This window comes from Sulfurivirga sp. (assembly GCF_015490265.1).
GTDB lineage: Bacteria > Pseudomonadota > Gammaproteobacteria > Thiomicrospirales > Thiomicrospiraceae > Sulfurivirga.
The window spans coordinates 19,831-40,059 of sequence record NZ_WFYD01000101.1 but is presented as its reverse complement, the minus strand read 5'-3'; the positions used below and the strand labels follow the sequence as shown (position 1 = coordinate 40,059).

Sequence of the window (20,229 nt, the reverse complement as noted above, 5' to 3'; positions counted from 1 at the left end):
GCGCAACTGTTTGAGCTCACTCCATATCTCCGCCTCCGGCTGGCGCTGCTTCAGGGCCTGTTCGAAGGCGTCGGCCGCCTCGTTGACGCGGCCCATGGCCGCCAGCACCCGTGCCCGCTCCAGCCACCAGCGCTGGGACGGAAGCACCTCTTTCCATGTGTCCAGCCAGTCGAGGGCTTCTTCCCAGCGCCCCTGCGCCTTGAGCGTCTGCAGCGGCCCGAAGGGGTCACGGGTAACGGGGTCTCCCCCATTTTTGGCAGGTGCGGCGCCGACCGCGGCAGACAGCGCCAGAAAAACGCCCAGAAAAGCCACCTTGAACAGGGTTTTCATCTCTCAGGTTCCTCCAATACGCACCAGACCGGCCCGCAGGGTCTTGAGCTGATCACGCAGCTGCGCCGCCTTCTCGAACTCCAGATCGCGCGCGGCGGCGTACATTTCCTTTTCCAGTTTCTTCATCAGCCGGGCGGCCTCGCCCGGACTGAGCCGTTCCAGATCATACTCACCGGCCGGCTCGGCCGCCTGCCCGCTCCTGCGGGTGGCGCGCGGCGCGTAGGGCGAGTCTTCCAGAATGTCGCCCACCTTCTTGTTGAGCCCGCGCGGGGTGATGCCGTGGGCGCTATTGTAGGCCATCTGCTTTTCGCGCCTGCGCTCGGTCTCGTCGATGGCGCGGCGCATGGAGTCGGTGATCTGGTCGGCATACAGAATGGCACGCCCATGGGGATTGCGCGCGGCGCGGCCAATGGTCTGGATGAGCGAGCGGTCGGAGCGCAGGAAGCCTTCCTTGTCGGCATCCAGAATGGCCACCAGCGCCACCTCCGGAATGTCCAGCCCCTCCCGCAGCAGGTTGATGCCCACTAGCACGTCGAATTCGCCCAGCCGGAGGTCGCGCACGATCTCGATGCGCTCCACGGTGTCGATGTCCGAATGGAGATAGCGCACGCGCACGCCGTGCTCTTCAAGAAATTCGGTCAGATCTTCGGCCATGCGCTTGGTGAGCACGGTCACCAGCACCCGGTGGCCGGCTTCGACGGTGGCGTTGATCTCGCCGAGCAGGTCCTCCACCTGGCTGGAGGCGGGCCGGACGATGATCTGGGGATCCACCAGTCCAGTGGGCCGCACCACCTGCTCGACGATGCGGCTGGACTTCTCCAGCTCATAGGGGCCGGGCGTGGCGGAGACGAAGATGGTCTGGGGCATGAGCCGCTCGAACTCCTCGAACCTGAGCGGACGGTTGTCCATGGCCGAGGGCAGGCGGAAACCGTAGGTGACCAGATTCTCCTTGCGGGAGCGGTCCCCCCTGTACATGCCGCCGATCTGCGGCACGGTCACATGGCTCTCGTCAATGAACAGCAGCGCGTTCTTCGGCAGGTAGTCCATCAGCGTCGGCGGCGGCTGGCCCGCCTCGCGGCCGGAGAGGTAGCGGGAGTAGTTCTCGATGCCGGTGCAGTAGCCCAGCTCCAGCATCATTTCCATATCCAGCCGGGTGCGCTCCTCCAGCCGCTGGGCCTCCACCAGCTTGTTCTGATCACGCAGCGCCTTCAGCCGCTCGGCCAGTTCCACCTTGATCTGCTCCACGGCAGCGAGGATGCGCTCCCGCGGGGTGACATAGTGGCTCTTGGGATAGACGGTGATGCGGGTGACCTTTCTGATCACCTCGCCGGTGAGCGGGTCGAACCAGCTGAGGCTTTCCACCTCGTCGTCGAACAGCTCGATGCGGATGGCGTGCTGTTCCGCCTCGGCGGGGAAGACGTCGATCACATCGCCGCGCACCCGGAAGGTGCCCCGCCACAGTTCGATGTCGTTGCGCTGGTACTGCATGGAGACCAGCCGCTGCAGAATCTCCCGCTGGCTGATGGTATCCCCGAGGCGCAGCTGCAGCATCATGCTCAGATACTGCTCCGGGTCGCCCAGACCGTAGATGGCCGAGACGGTGGCGATGAGGATGACGTCCTCCCGTTCCAGCAGCGCCTTGGTGGCGGACAGGCGCAGCTGCTCGATCTGCTCGTTGATGCTGGCGTCCTTGGCGATGTAGGTGTCGGAGGCGGGCACATAGGCCTCCGGCTGATAGTAGTCATAGTAGGAGACGAAATACTCCACCGCGTTGCGGGGGAAGAACTGCTTCATCTCCCCGTAGAGCTGGGCCGCCAGCGTCTTGTTGTGGGCCAGAATCAGCGTGGGGCGCTGCACCTCGGCGATCACGTTGGCCATGGTGAAGGTCTTGCCGGAGCCGGTCACCCCCAGCAGCGTCTGGAACATCTCGCCCTGCTCCAGCCCGTCCACCAGCTGGCGGATCGCCTCCGGCTGGTCCCCGGCGGGGGCGTAGTCCGACACCAGCTCAAACCGTTTACCCATGCAGCAGACACCCGATTCCGATAGAATTTCGCAGGTCGTCAATTATATTGGACTTCCGAGGTATCCGTATGGCCCAGGTATCCCGCCGTGTCGCAGCCGTCAAGCCCTCTCCCACCCTCGTGATCACCGCCAAGGCGGCCGAAATGCGCCGCGCCGGCCGGGACGTGATCAGTCTCGGCGCCGGCGAGCCGGATTTCGACACGCCGGAACACATCAAGGCGGCGGGCATCCGCGCCATCGAGGAAGGCCGGACCCGCTACACGCCGGTGGACGGCATTCCGGAGCTGAAGGAGGCCATCGCCCGCAAGTTCAGGCGGGACAACGGCCTGGACTACACACCGGCGGAGATTCTGGTTTCCAGCGGCGGCAAGCAGAGCCTCTACAACCTCTTTCAGGCCTTCCTCAACCCGGGCGACGAGGTGATCATTCCGGCCCCCTACTGGGTCAGCTATCCGGACATGGTGTTGCTGGCGGAGGCCACACCGGTGATCGTCAGCGCCGGCATCCGTCAGAGCTTCAAGGTGACCGCCGGGCAGATCGAGGAGGCCATCACCGAACGCACCCGGCTGCTGATCCTCAACAGCCCCAGCAACCCCACCGGCGCGGTCTACACCGCCCGCGAGCTGGAGGCCATCGCCGAGGTGCTGCGTCGCCATCCACAGGTATGGCTGGCCACCGACGACATGTACGAGCACATCATCCTGGGCGACACCCCGTTTGCCAACCTGCTCAACGTGGCGCCGGACCTGAAGGACAGGACCGTAGTGTTCAACGGCGTCTCCAAGGCCTACGCCATGACCGGCTGGCGCATCGGCTACGCCGCCGGCCCGGAAGCGATGATCGCCGCCATGCGCAAGGTGCAGTCCCAGAGCACCTCCAACCCCTGCTCCATCTCCCAGTACGCCGCCGTGGCGGCGCTGGATGGCCCGCAGGACTGCATTGAGGTGATGGTGGCCGCCTTCCGCGAGCGCAACGATTACATCACCGAGGCCATCAACGCCCTGCCCGGCATGAAGGCGCTGCCGGCCAAGGGCGCCTTCTACAGCTTCATCGACATCACCGGCGCCATGGCGGCAAAAGGCTATGAAACCGACACCGATTTCGTCGCCGCCCTGCTGGAGGAGGCCGAAGTGGCCGCCGTGCCCGGCACGGCCTTCGGCGCGCCCGGCCACATGCGCATCAGCTTCGCCACCAGTCTGGAAGACCTGCGCGAGGCGGTGTCACGCATCGAACGCTTTCTCAACGCCTGACAGGGGAGCGCGGCATGAACATCAAAAAGGCAGACCTCGTCCTCAGACGCTACCCCTTCAGCCGCACCAAGGTGCAGCTGCTGGCCCAGCAGGTGCTGGACCGGCTGGACGCGCTGCAGGTGGCCCCCAACCCGATCCACTGCACGGTGATGTTCGAATATCTGGGCGAGGTGGACCCGCTGGTGCGCGAGGAGGTGGAAAACGCCCTGCGCCTGCACGCCTACAATGACGAGACCGCCGCCGACATCTACCTGACGCTGATCGGCAACATTCTGGCCGAGGCCATGCCCACCGATGACGCCGAACAGCTGTTCATCGAACTGCGCGAGCAGATGGAACGCTGGATGGATCAGTTCTCCGCCGAGCAGTCGGCCCTGCGGGTGGACATTGCCAACCTGGCGGATCAGAAGGAAGACTGCGAAGAGGCGAGCCGGCTGCTGGAGACCTTCATCTTGCCCCGGCTGGAAGCGCTGGAAGCCAGCAGCGAGCGGCTGTTCAAGCTGATCAACCAGTATCACACCCTGTTCGAGCAGGTGCGCCAGCGCTTCTCCAACGAACGCATCATCGCCCGCACCGACCCGCTCTCGGGCCTGCTCAACCGCCGCGGCCTGATGGAAAAGCTCAACGACATCATCGATGAGGCGCTGGAAACCGGTGAGACCTTCAGCATCATCATGCTGGACATCGATCATTTCAAGCTGATCAACGACACCTTCGGCCATGCGGTGGGCGACAGCGTCATCCGCTATCTGGCGCGCATTCTCAAGAACGAGACCAAGGGGCAGGATCTGGTGGCCCGCATCGGCGGCGAGGAATTCGTCATCGTGCTGCCCCACACCACCTACGACGGCGCCTGCCATGTGGCCGAACACCTGCGCCGGCGCATCGAGAGCAAGACGCTGGAAGTGCGCATACGCAAGCAGCCGCTCACCTTCACCATCTCTGCCGGCGTGGCCGTCTATCAGCTGGGCGAGCCGGTGGAGGCGCTGTTCGAACGGGCCGACAAGGCCCTCTACCGCGCCAAGGAGAGCGGCCGCAACCGCGTCGAGGGCGAGCAGGGCTTCTGACCGCTCCCATAAACACTGCCACCTGCCGCACAAGAAATTTTTATCAGGCGGGCGGCGATCATTTTTCACACACTTATCCACAGGCCGAGCCCTTGTGAATGCGGCATCAAGGGCAAATTTTCACACTGCCATCCGGCTCGGCGCTGTGGAAAACCCGCTACCGAAAGCCATTGCCCGCTTCGGGCGATTCCACTATATTTAGCTGAACCGTAGATCCGGCATCACTACATGTTGGGTCTTTCTGCCCGCCGGCGCACAAGCCGCTGCAGGGCATTTCTGCCACCGCATGAACACTGATCGCGCCAAGTCCTTGATCTGACATCCACAGGGACGGGCCGAACCGGAAAGTTATTCACAGAGAGCGAACCCATGACCGACAGCCAGATCCTTGTGACCAAACGGGACGGCCGCAAAGAGCCGCTCGACCTGGAAAAGATTCACCGCGTGATCACCTGGGCCGCCGAGGGACTGGAGGATGTCTCCGTCTCCGAGGTGGAGCTGCGCGCCCACATCCAGTTCTACGACGGCATCACCACCTCCGAGATCCACGAGACCATCATCAAGTCCGCCGCGGACCTGATCTCGGAAAAGGCGCCCGACTACCAGCACCTGGCCGCGCGTCTGGCCATCTTCCACCTGCGCAAGCGTGCCTTCGGCCGCTTCACGCCGCCGTCGCTGTTCGAGCATGTCAACAAGATGGTGCGCGCCGGCCGCTACGACAGACACCTGCTGGAGGACTACACCAAGGAGGAATTTGAAGAGCTGGACCGCGCCATCGACCATGACCGGGACATGAACTTCTCCTACGCCGCGGTCAAGCAGCTGGAAGGCAAGTATCTGGTGCAGAACCGGGTCACCGGCGAACTGTACGAATCCCCCCAGTTCATCTACATGCTGGTGCCCATGTGCCTGTTCGCCAAGTATCCGAAGGAAACGCGGCTGGATTACATCAAGCGCTTCTATGACGCGGCCAGCACCTTCAAGCTGAGCCTGCCCACGCCCATCATGTCCGGCGTGCGCACGCCCACGCGCCAGTTCAGCTCCTGCGTGCTGATCGAGTGCGACGACTCGCTGGACTCCATCAACGCCACCGCCTCGGCCATCGTCAAATACGTCTCCCAGCGGGCCGGCATCGGCGTCAACATCGGCCGCATCCGGGCGCTGGGCTCCCCCATCCGCGGCGGTGAGGCCTTCCATACCGGCCTGATCCCCTTCATCAAGCACTTCCAGACGGCGGTCAAGTCCTGCTCACAGGGCGGCGTGCGCGGTGGCGCGGCCACGCTGTTCTACCCCATCTGGCATCTGGAGGTGGAAAGCCTGCTGGTGCTCAAGAACAACCGCGGCGTAGAGGAAAACCGCGCCCGCCATCTGGACTACGGCGTGCAGATCAACCGGCTGATGTACAAGCGCCTGATCGAAGGCGGCAACATCACCCTGTTCAGCCCCTCGGACGTGCCCGGGCTGTATGACGCCTTCTTCAACGATCAGGACGAGTTCGAGCGCCTTTACAACATCTACGAGGCGGACGACTCCATCCGCAAGAAGACCGTCAAGGCCATCGATCTGTTCACCCTGCTGGCGCAGGAGCGCGCCCAGACCGGCCGCATCTACATCCAGAACGTGGACCACTCCAACACCCACAGCGCCTTCGACCCGGACGTGGCCCCCGTGCGCCAGTCCAACCTGTGCATGGAGATCACCCTGCCCACAGCGCCGCTGGAGGAGGTCAACGACGAAAACGGCGAGATCGCCCTGTGCACCCTCTCCGCCTTCAACCTGGGCGCGCTGGAAAATCTGGACGAGCTGGAGAATCTGGCCGACCTGATCGTGCGCGCGCTGGACGCCCTGCTGGACTATCAGGACTACCCCGTCCCGGCGGCGAAACGGGGCAGCCTCAACCGCCGCACGCTGGGCATCGGCGTCACCAACCTGGCCTACTATCTGGCCAAGAACGGCGCCCGCTACTCCGACGGCTCCGGCAACGCACTCATCCACCGCACCTTCGAGGCCATTCAGTATCATCTGATCAAGGCTTCGGTCAACCTGGCGAAGGAACTGGGGCCGGCCCCCTGGTTCAACCAGACCAAATACGCTCAGGGCATCCTGCCCATCGACACCTATAAGAAGGATCTGGACGAGATCGTGGACGAGCCGCTCCACTACGACTGGGAGGCGCTGCGGGAGGAGATCAGGCAGCACGGCATGCGCAACTCCACCCTCACCGCCCTGATGCCGTGCGAGACCTCCTCGCAGATCACCAACTCCACCAACGGCATCGAGCCGCCGCGGGGACATGTGTCCGTCAAGGCCTCCAAGGACGGCATCCTCAAGCAGGTAGTGCCGGAGTTCAAGCGCCTGCGGGACAACTACGAACTGCTGTGGCAGATGCCCAACAACACCGGCTACCTGCAGCTGGTGGCCATCATGCAGAAGTTCGTGGACCAGTCCATCTCGGCCAACACCAACTACGACCCGGCCCGCTTCCCGGACGAAAAGGTGCCGATCAAGACCATTCTCAAGGACATCCTCTATGCCTACAAGCTGGGTGTGAAGACCCTCTACTACCACAACACCCGCGACGGCATGAACGACGCGCAGGACGACGACGGCTGCGCCGGCGGCGCCTGCAAGCTGTAAGGCCACCTGCCATCATTCTGTTCCAGCCCCGCCCCGCGCGGGGCTTTTCGTATCCGCCCACCAGTTCTCCCCGGCCGGTGGACACACAGCGCGACTTCCCGCTCCCGCCCGACGACTGTCCCCCCCTTCATGGATACGGGGTCTCCCCGAATTTTGCGGAGTGCCGGGCAAGCCGCACCGCCCGCAGGCGAAAAATCTCGTCCAGACACGGCAAAAACCGCCTCAAATCGCCTGCAGGAACACTCATCACATCACGGAACACCAACCGAGTTTTCGTCCGGCGTATGAACGGAGCCTTCCCAGATTCCGGCAGGTGGCCGCCTGACGGGCGGAAACATGCCCCGGATTTCGCTGAAACAGAACGACAGGCAGATTCGGACAGGCCAAGGGGGCCTGCACGAAATGGATACGGGGCAGGCCGACAGCAACCGTGCGCTACCGACCACTGAGAGATGGACGTGCAGGACCGGTTTTGATGGCAGGATCAATGGGGCATCGGCACGTTCTGATCAGACGCTGCCCCTTGGTGCCAGCGGTCGCAGGCGTTTCTCCCACTTCCTGAGCGATGTGACCCGTTCGCGCCGGTCGGGCAGATGGCGGTCCACCAGTGCCCAGAAGTCCGGCCCATGGTGCAGATGGCGCAGATGGGCCAGTTCATGCACCAGCACGTATTCGGCCAGTGTCTGCGGCAGCTGCGCCAGATCCAGCGCCAGCGTGATGGTGCCCGAGGCGCTGCAACGCCCCCAGCTGGACCGCATGGCGCGCACTCGCACCTGCCGGGGTGTCACGTCCATGGCCGCGCACCAGCGGGGCAGCGTCTCGGCCAGCCATGCCTTCAGCACCTTTTGCGCCTGTTGAGCGGTAAGACCGGACGTCGGCACGCCCCACAGGCACGTCTGCCGGGTTTCACCCTCGGCAAGCGCCTGCTCGATCCATGTCTGCTCGGCCCGCACGAAGCTCTCGATGTGCCGATGTGACAGACCGGCAGGTGCACGCACCTCCACCCCCTCGGGGGTCGCAACAAGCGCCAGCCGACGACGGCGCGGGTGAAAGCGGACGGGGAGACGGTGCGGGCCGCAGGTGATGAACATGGCGGCCATTATAATGGCGGGTCATGGGTTTCCTGACACCACACCGGCCGGGTCAGGCCGAGATCGAAATCCGCAAGAGTCGTTTCATCGGCCACTGCCTGCCCGTGGACAGCCGGGAAACGGCGCTGGCACAGGTGGCCACGCTGCGCGACCGCCACCCGGAGGCGCGCCATGTGTGCTGGGCCTATGTGCTGGGCGATCCGCAGGGCACCGCCTCGGCAGGCATGGACGATGACGGTGAACCCGCCGGCACGGCGGGCCGGCCACTGCTCAATCTGTTGCAGAAGCAGCGGGTGGGCAACGCGCTGCTGGTGGTGGTGCGCTACTACGGCGGCGTGAAACTGGGCGCAGGCGGCCTGACCCGCGCCTACAGCCAGAGCGGCGCTGCGGCACTGGAAGCGGCGGAGCTGGCGCCCTGCGTGCCTCTGTTGCGGCTGAAGATCGAAACGCCCTATGCGCTGGAAGCGCGGGTGCGCCATCTGCTGGCTGCGGCAGGAGCGCTGGGAGTTCAGGCAGATTTCAGGCCGACGGGCGTGCGCCTGACGGCGACACTGCCGGAGACGGCGACAGACGAAATCGTGCAGGCCTGCAAGGCATTGCAGGTGAAGTGCAACTGTCTTCAGGCGGACTGATCCGCCGCCTCCACCCGCAGGGCAAATACCTTCTGCCAGAAGGTCTCATCCAGCGTTTCCAGCGGCTGCGGCGCGGAGAAGTAATAACCCTGCGCGTATTCCACACCCAGCTTCTGCAGCCGACGGGCCATCTCGGCCGTCTCCACGAACTCGGCCACCACGCCCAGCTCCATCTTGTGGGCGATCTCCACCACGGCGGCCACCATGGCGGCGTCCACCTCGCTGGTCATCATCTCGCGCACGAAGGCGCCGTCGATCTTCACCTCGTCCACCGACAGCCCCTTGAGGTAATTGAACGAAGCATAGCCGGAGCCGAAGTCGTCAATGGCCACCCGGCAGCCCAGCGAGCGGATCTGCTGCAGCAGCCGGGCGGTCTCGCGCATGTCACCCACCGCTACGGTCTCGGTCACTTCGATGCACAGCGCCTCGCGCACACTGCGGGGCTGGGCGCTGAGACGCTCGATGAGGTCCTGTCGGTTGAGCTCGCTGGCCAATGTCTGCCCGGAAAGATTGAGGTTGATGCGGTCCACCTGCGCCTCATGGGCGCGCAGCCAGTCCACGGCCAGATCCAGCACGGTCATGTCCAGCGCATGCATCAGGCCGTAGCGCTCGGCGATGGGCAGAAAGACGCCCGGCGGCACAGGCCTGCCGTCTTCACCGGGCAGACGCACCAGAATCTCCAGCCGCCGCTCGCTGCGTCCGTCCAGTGGCACCAGCGGCTGCCCCACCAGCTGTAGACTGCGCTGTTGCAGCGCATTCTTGATCTCGCCCAGCCAGCGTACCTCATCCAGCTTGCGCGCCTGCACATCCTCGGCGGTGGTGTAGCGCACCGCCCGGCCACGGCTGCTCTGCTTGGCCGTGCGCATGCCGGCATCCATGGCCAGCAGCAATGCCTCCGGGTAGTCGAACTGACGCAGTTCAAACTGCACCAGCGTCAATCCCAGGGCGAACTTCTGCCCGTGCAGCATGAAGACGCTCTGCTCGAACCGGTGGATGAGCCGTTCGGCAGCACCGACCGGATCCGCCATGCCGCGGGGCAGCAGCAGGGCGAAACCGTCTCCGCCCAAATGGTAGAGCTGCCCCAGATCCCGCGTCAGACGAGTCAGCCGTTCTGCAATGCGTGCGAGCATCTCATCGCCACCGCTCAGACCGAAGACTTCGTTGACCTGACGGAAGTGATCCACATTCATCGCCCAGAGGCAGCCATGCTCCGCCTCGCCGGACTCATAGCACTCCTCAAGATGCCGTAACAGGGCGGTGCGATTGGGCAACCCGGTGACAGGATCATGCAGCTGATCCCACAGCAGCCGTCGCAGCAGCGCCTCCGACTCCCCTTCCGGCTCAATGATCAGCAACAGGCCGTCGTCGTTATCATGGCCATAGGGCACCACTTCCAGCGAGGCCAGAATGGACATCTCCTCATTGGGCTGAAAGCGCACGTCTTCCAGCCGCTGGCCGGCATGCTGGAGCAGCTCGCCAAAGCCGAACAACCGACGGTCACCGATGTGCACCCGTCCGAACACGGTGGCGAACGGCTCTCCGGGCTGTAGATGCGCCATGCCGGCCATGCGCTCGAATGCCGGATTGGCATAGACCAGCCGCCCCTCACGGTCGAACAGCACAATGCCCACCGGCACCAGACGCAGCACCTTCTGAATGCGGTCGTGTTCACCGGTCAGTGCCAGCTCATTGGCACGCAGCTGGTCCAGCATGGCGTTGAAGTATTCGCCCAGCGCCTCCACTTCGTCACGGTAGCCGCTGCCCGTGGGAAAACGCACGTCACGCGCGCCGGCGGTCACCTGCCGCGCCACATCCTGCAGCTGATAGAGCCGCCGGGTCAGGCGCTGGCCCAGCCACCACGCCAGCAGGCTGCCCGCCAGAATGGCGAACAGGGTGTAGAGCACACCTTCGACGATAATGGAAAGAATTTCGCCATGCAGGGCACTCACATCCATGCGCACGCGCACCCAGCCCAGCTGCTGCCCGCGCAGCGTGACCGGTGCGGCAGCGTCCAGCAGACGCGCATCTTCATAGAGGAGCTGATAGCGAGGTGGCGCCCTGAGCAGTTTCAGCGACAGCGGATCGACCACATATTGCCCCACATGCCTGCGCTCGGTGTGGGCGATAACCCGTCCGTCCATGTCGAACACCAGCGCCTCGGTCAGATTGGGCACCCGGCGTTTCTGGGCATCCAGCGCATCCTGGATGGCCTGCACATCATGGGCCGCCAGCCACAGGGCCAGGGTGTCGGACAGCGTCTCGCCAAGATGTCGGATCTGCTGCCGCGCCTGATCATAGACCGCCTGCTCGTGCTTGTTGACCAGATCCCACACGAAAAAGGTCATCAGCAACGCATGCACCAGTGCCACGCCCAGGATGAGCTGGCGCCTGATCGGTCCACGGAAAAGGGCGGGGAGCTTCATCATTCGATCCTCACCGGTTCCACCGTGCGGCTGTAGTTCTCGATGAAGGCGCGCACCGGCGCGTAGGCAGCATCATCCGCCCTTACGAAGCCGGTGAAAGTGCTTTCCTGCAACAGGCGGCGGCCTTCCGCCGTCTGCTTCATGGCCACCAGCGCATCCATCACCTGTCTCGCCACCTCTTGCGGCACCCGATCATGGACCATGACACTGTTGGAGGGCAAACTTTCCGTACGCCAGGCCACCTTCAGCCGACGGGCGATTTCGGGCCGCGCCTGCTGGAACAGGCGCCAGGGAATGGGCCAGGTGGTGGCCGCCCGGGCATTGCCCAGCGCAAGCGCCATGATGGTGGACTCCTGCGTGCCGGTATAGAGATATTTCACGTCCCGGCGCACGTCGATGCCGTGGGTATGGAGAAAATACTTGGGCATCATGGTGGCCGCCAGCGCCGTTGGCCCAGGTGCGGCCACCGTGCCACCCTTCAGGTCTTTCACCCTGCGGATACCATCCTCTCTGCGCACCAGAATGATGCCGCGGAAATCCCGGTCGTCATCCACCTTGCCGATGACGCGGTAGCCATGGCGCTGCCCGATCAGCGTCTGAAACGGGTTGGGCAGCAGAAAGTCGGGACGCTGACTGCGGATCTTGCGGTCGTAGGCGGGATAGTCCCGGGAGGCCTCCAGCCGCAGGCTGAAGCCGTCAAACTGCTGGTTGAGGTAGTCGATGATGGGCGTGAACTTCTCGAACAGCCGCCCCGGGCTGTAGAGGGGGTGGATGGCAAAGACATAGACCCTTTCCTGCACGGGTGGGCGGTCGGCATAGGCCACCTTCGGCGCTGCCTGCCGCTGATCGCCGCAGCCTGCCAGCATCACCAGCAGGCCCGCCATGGCCAGAAGTCCCGTCGTCTTCACCCTGCGCTATCCATATTCGCACCACTGCCTTCAATCACTGTACGAAATTCATGCAGGGGAAGTAAGTAAATTTTGTTTACACAATCATAGAAATTGCTTTTACACACATAAGCATCAGCGGGTCAGCAGACGATACAGGCCCCATACCGCCAGCGCCACGCCCATCCACGCCAGCAGCCACCACCACCAGCTGATGCCATGCTCAATGCCCATGACCATGCTCCTCCTTCAGTTTCAGCGCCGTCTCCAGCGGCATGATGCGATAGTCCCGCCCCGCCACCGCCGTGCGTTTCATGGGGTTCTGCGTGGCCCGCCGGGCAAAGGCCGCATCCACGAACCGGTAGGGCAGATGCGCATCCCGCTGAGGCGCGATGCCCAGCCGCGCAGTCTGCACCACCTGTTCAGGCCGGTAGCCGTCATCCCCGATATAGAACACCTCCGGGTCGAACTGACGCCCGCGCCAGTCCTCCACCGCCAGATGCAGCGCCTGACACAGCAGCGTCTGGCCGGAGCAGAGGGTCTCCTCCGGCTTGTCCCGTCCCAACCCCGCGCGCATCAGCGCCAGCGCCTCCGGCTGGCGGGTCTCGGCCACGCCCGACTTGATCAGCACCGCATTGCCCTCGCCCCGGGCGCTCACATTGAGCGACGGCTTGCCACGGCTGTAGTACATGTAGATGGTGCCGGCCGGCATGAACATGGCCTCGCGGCTGGGGGTGCGCCCCAGTGATGAGTGGGAGCCCTTCTCGTCAATATAGTAGGCCTCCGTCTCGATAATGCGGCAGGCCAGCCATACATCTTCCACCCTGCGACATACCAGCTTGCCCAGCAGCGCCACCGCCAGCCTCAGGGGCGGTTGATCGAAGAAGCCCGGATCGACCGGAGGCATGCGCGTATTCACGGAACCCTTCTCCTCCTTGCAGCTCGATGATAGCAAAAACCCCGCACGGGGCGGGGTTCGGACCATGCGGGATGAAATGAAACTTCAGCCGAAGCGACCGGTGATGTAGTCCTCGGTCTGCTTTTCGCGCGGGTTGGTGAAGATGGTGTCCGTTTCACCATATTCCACCAGCTCGCCCATGTACATGAAAGCAGTGTAATCGGAGATGCGCGCCGCCTGCTGCATGTTGTGGGTGACGATGCAGATGGTGTAGCGGTTGCGCAGCTCCATGATCATCTCCTCGATGGCCACGGTGGAGATGGGGTCCAGCGCCGAGGTGGGCTCGTCAAACAGCAGCACGTCCGGGCGCAGCGCCACCGAACGGGCGATGCACAGGCGCTGCTGCTGTCCGCCAGACAATCCGCGGGCGTCATCTTTGAGCCTGTCCTTGACCTCGTTCCACAGCGCGCCGTCCCTGAGCGCCTGCTCCACCCGCTCGTCCAGCTCTGAGCGGTTGCGGATGCCCTGCAGCTTCAGTCCGTAGGCGATGTTGTCGTAGATGGACATGGGAAACGGCGTGGGCTTCTGGAAGATCATGCCCACCTTCTGACGCAGACGGATCAGGTCATTCTCCTTCTTCCATTCGAGAATGTTCTTCACCTCGCCATTTTCGCAGCGCAGATTGATCGCCCCTTCGTAGCGGCAGCCCGGGTATAGGTCATGAATGCGGTTCATGGAGCGCAGCAAGGTGGACTTGCCGCAGCCGGATGGACCGATCAGCGCGGTGATGCGGTTTTCCAGCACCGGCAGGTTGATCCCCTTGAGGGAGGGTTTGCTGGCGCCCGGGTAGGTGAACGAAAAGTCCACCGCCTCCATCATCGGGCACAGATTGGCTTGGGCCTCTTGCATCATTTCTTCCTTCTGTCACGAACCACGTAGCGGCCGACGATATTGAGCGTCAGCACGAAGACGGCCAGCAGCAGCGCACCGGTCCACGCCAGCTTGACCATCTCCGCATCCGGCATGGTGGCCAGATTGTAGATGGACACCGTCAGGGACGGATAGGTCTGCGTCAGGCCCTCTGGCCAGAACTCGCTGGTGCCGCTGGTGTAGAGCAGCGGCGCCGTCTCACCCACGATGCGGGCAAAGGCCAGCAGCAGACCGGTCATGATGCCCACCTTGGCGGCACGGATGATGATGTCCAGGATGATGCGGTACTTTGGAATCCCCAGCGCCACGCCCGCCTCACGCAGCTCACGGGGAATCAGCCCCAGCATGTCGTCGGTGGTGCGCACCACGATCGGCAGCATCAGGATAGCCAGCGCCACGATGCCCGCCCAGCCATTGGTGTGCTGCACCGGCACCACGAGAATGGCATAGACGAAGGTGCCGATGACGATGGAGGGCGCCGACATCATCACATCCGACAAGTCACGGATGAAATGGGCATAACGGGTGTGATTGCCATACTCCTGCAGCCAGATGCCCGCCAGCATGCCCAGCGGCACGGCGATGGCCGCGGCAAGCATGGAGAGCACGAACTGCCCCCAGATCAGGTTGCGCAGGCCCCCATTGACCAGGTCGGTGGTGAACACCCTGAACGACAGGGCTTCAGTGCCCTTCATCACCAGCGTGACGATGATCCAGCCGAGAAAGATCAGCCCCACGATGGCCGTGCCCGCCGACACGATGGAAAAGAGCCGGTTGATCAGCAGACGACGCTGGGACAGGTTCATCAGTACTTGCTCCTTCGCAGCAGGAACTCCTTGGCGGTGAAGATGATCACGAAACTCACCACGAACAGGATGAAGGCCAGATAGTAGAGCGAAGCCAGGCTCAGGCCGCTGGACTCGGCGAAGTTGTTGGCCAGCGCCACCGGAATGGAGATGGTCGGGTCGGTGATGTGCTCGGCCAGCTTGTAGACGCCGCCGATGACGAAGGCCACCGCCATGGTCTCACCCAGTGCCCGGCCCAGCGAAATGATGATGGACCCCAGAATGCCGGTGCGCGCATAGGGAAAAATGATGTCCTTGACCACCTCGAAACGGGTGGCGCCCACCGCGTAGGCGGACTCCTTGAGTACATTGGGCGTGGTGTTGATGGCATCGCGACTCAGCGCCGCCATGAAGGGGATGACCATCACGCCCAGCACCAGCCCCGCCACCAGCAGGGACACACTGCTGCCACCGAAGACGTGCGCCACCAGCGGCCCGAAGAAGAACAGGCCCCACATGCCATAAATGATGGAGGGAATGGCCGCCAGCAACTCGATGGCCACGCCCACCGGCGTCTTGAGCCCGTCGATGGAAATCTCCGACAGAAACACCGCGATGCCCATGGCCAGCGGCACCGCGAATGCCATGGCGATCAGCGTGGACAGCACCGTGCCCACGATCGGCACCAGCCCGCCATAGACCACCCTGATGTTGGAAGTCTTCGCCTCACCCGCCAGTTCATCCTGCCCGGTGGCCGTTTCGTCTTCCATGGGGATCTCTTCGTCGATCGCCTCACCGTCCAGATCGCCCTCTGCCAGTTCCGGCTGGCCAGTGGCCGTCTCGTCCTCCATGGGAATGGCGTCTTCGTCATCCCCCATGTCAAGACGCACCACCCCCCCGCTGTCCACGTCCGAGGCCTCGTCATGGCTGCCATGGACCTCGTTGCCGGTTTCATCCACAATCACATCCACGCCCCAGCGCGGATCCAGCACGAACTGCCAGCCGAACTCATTCATGGCCGGCTTCGCCTGAATGTAGAGCACATACAGGGTGGCCAGCAGCACCAGCAGCAGCGTCGTGGCGCTCAACCAGCTCAGACGGGCAAAGATCTTTTCCATGAATCAGGCCTCGATCACATCACCCATGGTGCGGGTCGCAACATGGGTCATGGCACCCAGTCGGGTGCGTACGAAACGCCCCCTTGCGGGGGCGCCGGTCAATGAAGGAATTTTAAACAATTCACAGAGCCATCGGGCGATCAGTACAGGCCTTTTTCCTTCCAGTAGGCGCGCACCTTCTCCTTGACGGCTGCCGGCAGCGGCACATAGCCCAGCTTGGTGGCGTTGTCGTCACCGTTCTTGAAGCCGAAGTCGACGAACCTGACCACTTCGCGGTTGCTATCCTGTTTCTCCTTGGCGATCAGCGCGAAGGTGACAGACACGATCGGGTAGCCCTTCTTCGGATAGGCGATGTTGGCATAGAAGTCTTTCTTCGGATCCAGCACTGCAAACCTGGCCGCCTCCTGGAAGGCTTTCAGCTCAGGCTTGATAAAGCGGCCGTTGCGCCCTTCCACCTCGGCCATCTTCAGGCCGTTCTTGACCGCATCGGCATAGTCCACGTAACCGATGGAGTACTTGTTGGTCTTGATGGCAGTGGAGACACCGAAATTGCCCTTGCCGCCGATATGATTTTCCATCGGCCAGTTGACCGCCTTCTTGGCGCCGAAGTGAGAACGCCAGACGCTGTTCATCTTGGACAGATAGTAGGTGAAGGCGAAGGTGGTGCCGGACTTGTCGGACCGGTGAACGAACAGCACCTTCTTGTGAGGCAGCTTCACACCCGGATTATCCTTCCGGATGACCGGATTGTCCCAGTACTGGATGGTGCCCAGAACGATGCCGGAGAGTGCGTTCTCGCTCAGACGCAGCCTGTCCACCCCGGGAATGTTGTAGGCCAGCGCGATGGCACCCACCACGGTCGGGAACTGATAGAGGCCCTTCTTCTTCAGCGTGGAGGGCTTCAGCGGCTTGTCAGAACCGCCGAAATCCACCTCACGGGCGGAGATGGCCTTGATGCCGGCGCCGGAACCGGTGGGCGTGTAGTTCACCCTGTTACCAGTAGCGTTGTAGTATTCGGTCGCCCAGGACTTGTAGATGGGATAGGCGAAGCTGGAACCGGTCCCTTCGATGGTGGTGCCGGCCCGGACGGAAACGGCAGTCATGGCCATGGCCGAAGCCAGAACGATCTTTTTCAGCATGCTTGGGTCCTCCCTTTGGAATAAGCTGCCTGTCTCAGCGAGACGGGCAAAATTGTGCCGCGGCGGTTTAACAGTGCCATGACACAAATATGAAACTTATGTGACAGCCTTAGCCGGAAAAATGGCACGGAAGGTGGACCCCACCTGCGGGGTGCTGTCCACCTCCAGTCGTCCGCGGTGCATTTCCAGCCCGTGGCGCACGATGGCCAGTCCCAGCCCGGTGCCGCCACTCTCCCGCGAGCGGGCCGTGTCCACCCGGTAGAAACGCTCCGTCAGCCGGGGAATGTGCTCGCGCGGAATGCCAATGCCCGTGTCTGATACTTCAAAAACCCCCTCTCCGGCCTCATTGAGGCGCCAGCGCACCTCAATGCGCCCGCCCTCCGGCGTGTAGCGCACCGCGTTGCTGATGAGGTTGGAAAAGATTGAATGCAGCACCGAGCGGTTGCCCCGCAGATCATGCTCCGTCTCGCACTCGAAAACAAGCACATGCTGGTTGGCGCTCAGCTGCACCGCCTCCTGACACAGCGTCTCCATCAGGGCCGTCATGTCCACCCGCTCACGCTGATCGCGTCCCATGCCCTGTTCCAGCGAGGAGAGGGTGAGCAGATCCTCGATGATGGCATGCATGCGCTCGGCCTGTTGCGCCATCTGCTCGAGGGCCGGACGCACCGGTTGCAGGGCCGGCTCCTCCAGCGCCAGCAACGTTTCCAGATAGCCACGAAAGACGGTGACTGGCGTGCGCAGTTCGTGGGAAGCATTGGCCACGAAGTCCCGCCGCAGGCGGGCCACATCCGCCTCAGTGGTAATATCCCGCACCAGCAGGAGCAGACCGTGATCCAGCGGACGCTTTTCCAGCGCCAGCACCCGCAGGCGCGCTTCAGGCATCACCAGCCGCAGGATGTCCTCACCACCGGCCAGCCAGCGCACGAACTCTGGCAGACGCAGCAAGTGGCGGATGGGTGTGCCGCAGTCCTGCCGGCGCAGACCGAGAATCTCCCCTGCCGTCCGGTTGAAGCGCTGAATGTCGCCCTCGCCGTCCAGCTGCACCAGCCCCACCGGCAGGGCGTCCAGCACCGCCTCATCCCGCGCCAGCTGCCGGGCAAGCCGCCGCATGCGCCGCTCACGCCGCCACTGCGTCTGTTTCCAGCTCCGCTGCAGCCAGGGCCAGAAACCCACGAGCAGCACAGACTTGCCGGAGAGGAATCGGGCCAGCTGGATCAGATGAAAGGCAAGATAGGCTGCCAGAATCAGCAGGGCCGCTTCCGTCCCGGCGACCAGTGCCAGCAGCACGGCCAGCAGGCCGACCGACAGCAGCATCAGGCGCTCATGGCGCAGCAGGACGCTAATCGAGACGTGCAAGGCGGTACCCCACCCCGCGGACGGTTTCAATGCAGTCCGGGCAGTCAACCTCCTCCATTGCCCGGCGCAGACGACGGATGTGCACATCCACGGTGCGCTCCTCCACCACCACCTGCTCGCCCCACACATGGTCGAGCAGCTGGGCACGGCTGAACACCCGCTCCGGATGCTGCATGAAGAAACGCATCAGACGGAACTCCGTCGGCCCCAGGCGCACCTCGCGCCCCTGACAGGTGAGCCGGTGGGCGGCCAAATCCATGTCAAGCGGCCCCAGCCGCAAGTGCTCCGCAGCATCGAGCGATGTCCCATCCGCCGGCTGGCGGCGCAGCAGCGCCTGCAGCCGCGCCACCAGCGCCCGGGGCGAAAAGGGCTTGACCACATAGTCATCGGCCCCGGCCTCGAAACCCTGTACCTGATCGGATTCGGCACCTCTGGCGGTCAGCATCACCAGCGGCAGCGTGCGCAGCTCGGCATGGGCGCGGATGCGCTCGATCAGCTCCACACCGCTGAGGCCGGGCAGCATCCAGTCAACGAGCACCAGATCGGGCCGGTTCGCCTGCAACCACTGCCACGCCTGCTCCCCGTCTGCCGCCTGGCTGACGCGGAAGCCTGCCGCCTGCAGGGTGAAGGCGAGCATGTCGCGAATGGCCGCCTCATCCTCCACCACCAGCACATGCCGCGTCATGATTCAGTCCTCGTCGATTCAGTCCTCGTCCCGCTCCAGCTGGGCGCGCAGGCTTTCGATCATGTCATGATCGGCGGAGCGCACGTCACGACCGTTGATGACATAGATCACGCTCTCGCCCACATTGGCCAGGTGGTCCGTGGCCCGCTCCACCGCCTTGATGGCGCTGACGAACTCCAGAAAGCAGCGCACATCCTTCTGCGCCTGGCCGTTGAAGTCCTCAATGACGATGTTCATCACCTCGTCATAGATGGCATCGGCCTTTTCCTCATCTTCCAGCAGTTCCACCGCTGTCTGCATGTCCAGCCGTGCATAGGCGTCCAGCGCCTTCTTGAGCATGACGCGCGCCATCTCTACCAGCTCATAGAACTTGGGATAGGCCTTCAGCTGCACGCACACCTCGCCATAACGATCGAAACGCTCCACCATGCGCGCCAGCTTGACCACCTCGTCACCGATACGCTCCAGATCGATACCAATGCGCAGCGAGCTGACGATCAGGCGCAGGTCTGAGGCAGCCGGCTGGTGGCGGGCCAGAATGCGGATGGCCGCCTGGTCCGTGTTCTGCTCCACTTCATTGATCAGACGATCCAGCTGACGGGCCGCCTGCGCCTTATCCACGCTGGCCGACTGCATCGCCTGCACCGCCGTATCCAGCTGCTTCTCCACCAGTCCGCCCAGCTCCAGCACATGGTTCATCAACGCCTCCAGGTCGGCGTTGTAGGACTTGAGGGCGTGCTGCTTGAATTCTTCAATCTGCGCTTTCATGCTCATCCTCCTCTGCGGATTGCTGGCATTTTACCCCGCTTTTGTGACACTTCCGTTGCGCCTGCTCACCACGATGCACCAGATGAAGCGCCCTGCACCATCTCTGCGGTGCAAAGCTGTGCGCCAGCTGCCTGCCCTGAGACTGTCCGCACGGCAAAAACGCTTATTATTCAATCCCATGCCCACCATAAAAGCTTTTCATTGGCAT

The 20,229-nt window shown here is 63.4% G+C and carries 17 protein-coding genes; 4 read left to right on the top strand and 13 right to left on the bottom strand.

What is annotated here, in order from left to right; all coding sequences use genetic code 11:
- The coding region (locus F8K16_RS06820) for a tetratricopeptide repeat protein (RefSeq protein ID WP_294948553.1) at positions 1-330 on the bottom strand (330 nt) is incomplete at its 3' end.
- A gap of 3 nt (positions 331-333) precedes the next feature.
- On the bottom strand, positions 334-2,352 hold the full coding sequence (gene uvrB, locus F8K16_RS06815) for an excinuclease ABC subunit UvrB (protein WP_294948551.1): 2,019 nt from the start codon (positions 2,350-2,352) through the stop codon (positions 334-336).
- 68 nt (positions 2,353-2,420) lie between these two features.
- Here uvrB and F8K16_RS06810 point away from each other — a divergent pair, with 68 nt between their 5' ends.
- From F8K16_RS06810 to nrdA, 3 genes are all read left to right on the top strand, one after another.
- Entirely contained in the window at positions 2,421-3,602 is a 1,182-nt protein-coding gene (locus F8K16_RS06810) for a pyridoxal phosphate-dependent aminotransferase (RefSeq protein WP_294948548.1), read from the top strand.
- A gap of 14 nt (positions 3,603-3,616) precedes the next feature.
- On the top strand, positions 3,617-4,669 hold the full coding sequence (locus F8K16_RS06805; RefSeq protein ID WP_294948546.1) for a diguanylate cyclase: 1,053 nt from the start codon (positions 3,617-3,619) through the stop codon (positions 4,667-4,669).
- 369 nt (positions 4,670-5,038) lie between these two features.
- Positions 5,039-7,306, top strand: a complete 2,268-nt coding sequence (gene nrdA, locus F8K16_RS06800; RefSeq protein ID WP_294948543.1) for a class 1a ribonucleoside-diphosphate reductase subunit alpha — start codon at positions 5,039-5,041, stop codon at positions 7,304-7,306.
- A gap of 509 nt (positions 7,307-7,815) precedes the next feature.
- Here nrdA and F8K16_RS06795 read toward each other — a convergent pair.
- Entirely contained in the window at positions 7,816-8,397 is a 582-nt protein-coding gene (locus tag F8K16_RS06795) for a YgjP-like metallopeptidase domain-containing protein (RefSeq protein ID WP_294948541.1), read from the bottom strand.
- Positions 8,398-8,420: 23 nt separating this feature from the next.
- Here F8K16_RS06795 and F8K16_RS06790 point away from each other — a divergent pair, with 23 nt between their 5' ends.
- A complete protein-coding gene (locus tag F8K16_RS06790) occupies positions 8,421-9,029 on the top strand; it encodes a YigZ family protein (protein ID WP_294948539.1) in 609 nt (202 codons plus the stop codon).
- Here F8K16_RS06790 and F8K16_RS06785 read toward each other — a convergent pair.
- The 10 genes from F8K16_RS06785 to phoU form a co-directional block, all read right to left on the bottom strand.
- A complete protein-coding gene (locus F8K16_RS06785; protein ID WP_294948536.1) occupies positions 9,017-11,455 on the bottom strand; it encodes an EAL domain-containing protein in 2,439 nt (812 codons plus the stop codon). The two genes, F8K16_RS06790 and F8K16_RS06785, sit on opposite strands and share 13 nt — an antisense overlap.
- The gene (locus tag F8K16_RS06780) at positions 11,452-12,360 is read right to left on the bottom strand and encodes a phosphate/phosphite/phosphonate ABC transporter substrate-binding protein (RefSeq protein ID WP_294948534.1); all 909 of its coding nucleotides are present in this window, start codon (positions 12,358-12,360) and stop codon (positions 11,452-11,454) included. Before F8K16_RS06780 ends, F8K16_RS06785 begins: the two co-directional genes overlap by 4 nt.
- Positions 12,361-12,562: 202 nt before the next feature.
- Positions 12,563-13,258, bottom strand: a complete 696-nt coding sequence (locus F8K16_RS06775; protein WP_294948532.1) for a DNA-3-methyladenine glycosylase — start codon at positions 13,256-13,258, stop codon at positions 12,563-12,565.
- Between the two features lie 84 nt (positions 13,259-13,342).
- A complete protein-coding gene (gene pstB, locus F8K16_RS06770) occupies positions 13,343-14,116 on the bottom strand; it encodes a phosphate ABC transporter ATP-binding protein PstB (protein ID WP_294948556.1) in 774 nt (257 codons plus the stop codon).
- 29 nt (positions 14,117-14,145) lie between these two features.
- On the bottom strand, positions 14,146-14,973 hold the full coding sequence (gene pstA, locus F8K16_RS06765; RefSeq protein WP_294948530.1) for a phosphate ABC transporter permease PstA: 828 nt from the start codon (positions 14,971-14,973) through the stop codon (positions 14,146-14,148).
- Positions 14,973-16,070 carry a phosphate ABC transporter permease subunit PstC gene (gene pstC, locus F8K16_RS06760; RefSeq protein WP_294948527.1) on the bottom strand — a complete coding sequence of 366 codons (1,098 nt, stop codon included), beginning with the start codon at positions 16,068-16,070 and terminating at the stop codon, positions 14,973-14,975. The genes pstA and pstC overlap by 1 nt, the downstream gene beginning before the upstream one ends.
- 140 nt (positions 16,071-16,210) lie before the next feature.
- A complete protein-coding gene (gene pstS, locus F8K16_RS06755; protein ID WP_294948525.1) occupies positions 16,211-17,209 on the bottom strand; it encodes a phosphate ABC transporter substrate-binding protein PstS in 999 nt (332 codons plus the stop codon).
- 96 nt (positions 17,210-17,305) lie between these two features.
- On the bottom strand, positions 17,306-18,526 hold the full coding sequence (gene phoR / locus F8K16_RS06750) for a phosphate regulon sensor histidine kinase PhoR (RefSeq protein WP_294948523.1): 1,221 nt from the start codon (positions 18,524-18,526) through the stop codon (positions 17,306-17,308).
- Between the two features lie 25 nt (positions 18,527-18,551).
- Positions 18,552-19,253, bottom strand: a complete 702-nt coding sequence (phoB, locus tag F8K16_RS06745; protein WP_294948520.1) for a phosphate regulon transcriptional regulator PhoB — start codon at positions 19,251-19,253, stop codon at positions 18,552-18,554.
- Positions 19,254-19,271: 18 nt separating this feature from the next.
- The gene (gene phoU, locus F8K16_RS06740) at positions 19,272-20,021 is read right to left on the bottom strand and encodes a phosphate signaling complex protein PhoU (RefSeq protein WP_294948518.1); all 750 of its coding nucleotides are present in this window, start codon (positions 20,019-20,021) and stop codon (positions 19,272-19,274) included.
- Between the last annotated feature and the right edge of the window lie 208 nt (positions 20,022-20,229).

What these genes read in the sequence shown, in the direction of transcription:
- uvrB (WP_294948551.1), bottom strand. Translation starts at nt 2,352, where the DNA reads ATGGGTAAACGGTTTGAGCTGGTGTCGGACTACGCCCCCGCCGGGGAC.
- F8K16_RS06810 (WP_294948548.1), top strand. Translation starts at nt 2,421, where the DNA reads ATGGCCCAGGTATCCCGCCGTGTCGCAGCCGTCAAGCCCTCTCCCACC.
- F8K16_RS06805 (WP_294948546.1), top strand. Translation starts at nt 3,617, where the DNA reads ATGAACATCAAAAAGGCAGACCTCGTCCTCAGACGCTACCCCTTCAGC.
- nrdA (WP_294948543.1), top strand. Translation starts at nt 5,039, where the DNA reads ATGACCGACAGCCAGATCCTTGTGACCAAACGGGACGGCCGCAAAGAG.
- F8K16_RS06795 (WP_294948541.1), bottom strand. Translation starts at nt 8,397, where the DNA reads ATGTTCATCACCTGCGGCCCGCACCGTCTCCCCGTCCGCTTTCACCCG.
- F8K16_RS06790 (WP_294948539.1), top strand. Translation starts at nt 8,421, where the DNA reads ATGGGTTTCCTGACACCACACCGGCCGGGTCAGGCCGAGATCGAAATC.
- F8K16_RS06785 (WP_294948536.1), bottom strand. Translation starts at nt 11,455, where the DNA reads ATGATGAAGCTCCCCGCCCTTTTCCGTGGACCGATCAGGCGCCAGCTC.
- pstB (WP_294948556.1), bottom strand. Translation starts at nt 14,116, where the DNA reads ATGATGGAGGCGGTGGACTTTTCGTTCACCTACCCGGGCGCCAGCAAA.
- pstA (WP_294948530.1), bottom strand. Translation starts at nt 14,973, where the DNA reads ATGAACCTGTCCCAGCGTCGTCTGCTGATCAACCGGCTCTTTTCCATC.
- pstC (WP_294948527.1), bottom strand. Translation starts at nt 16,070, where the DNA reads ATGGAAAAGATCTTTGCCCGTCTGAGCTGGTTGAGCGCCACGACGCTG.
- pstS (WP_294948525.1), bottom strand. Translation starts at nt 17,209, where the DNA reads ATGCTGAAAAAGATCGTTCTGGCTTCGGCCATGGCCATGACTGCCGTT.
- phoR (WP_294948523.1), bottom strand. Translation starts at nt 18,526, where the DNA reads ATGCTGCTGTCGGTCGGCCTGCTGGCCGTGCTGCTGGCACTGGTCGCC.
- phoB (WP_294948520.1), bottom strand. Translation starts at nt 19,253, where the DNA reads ATGACGCGGCATGTGCTGGTGGTGGAGGATGAGGCGGCCATTCGCGAC.
- phoU (WP_294948518.1), bottom strand. Translation starts at nt 20,021, where the DNA reads ATGAAAGCGCAGATTGAAGAATTCAAGCAGCACGCCCTCAAGTCCTAC.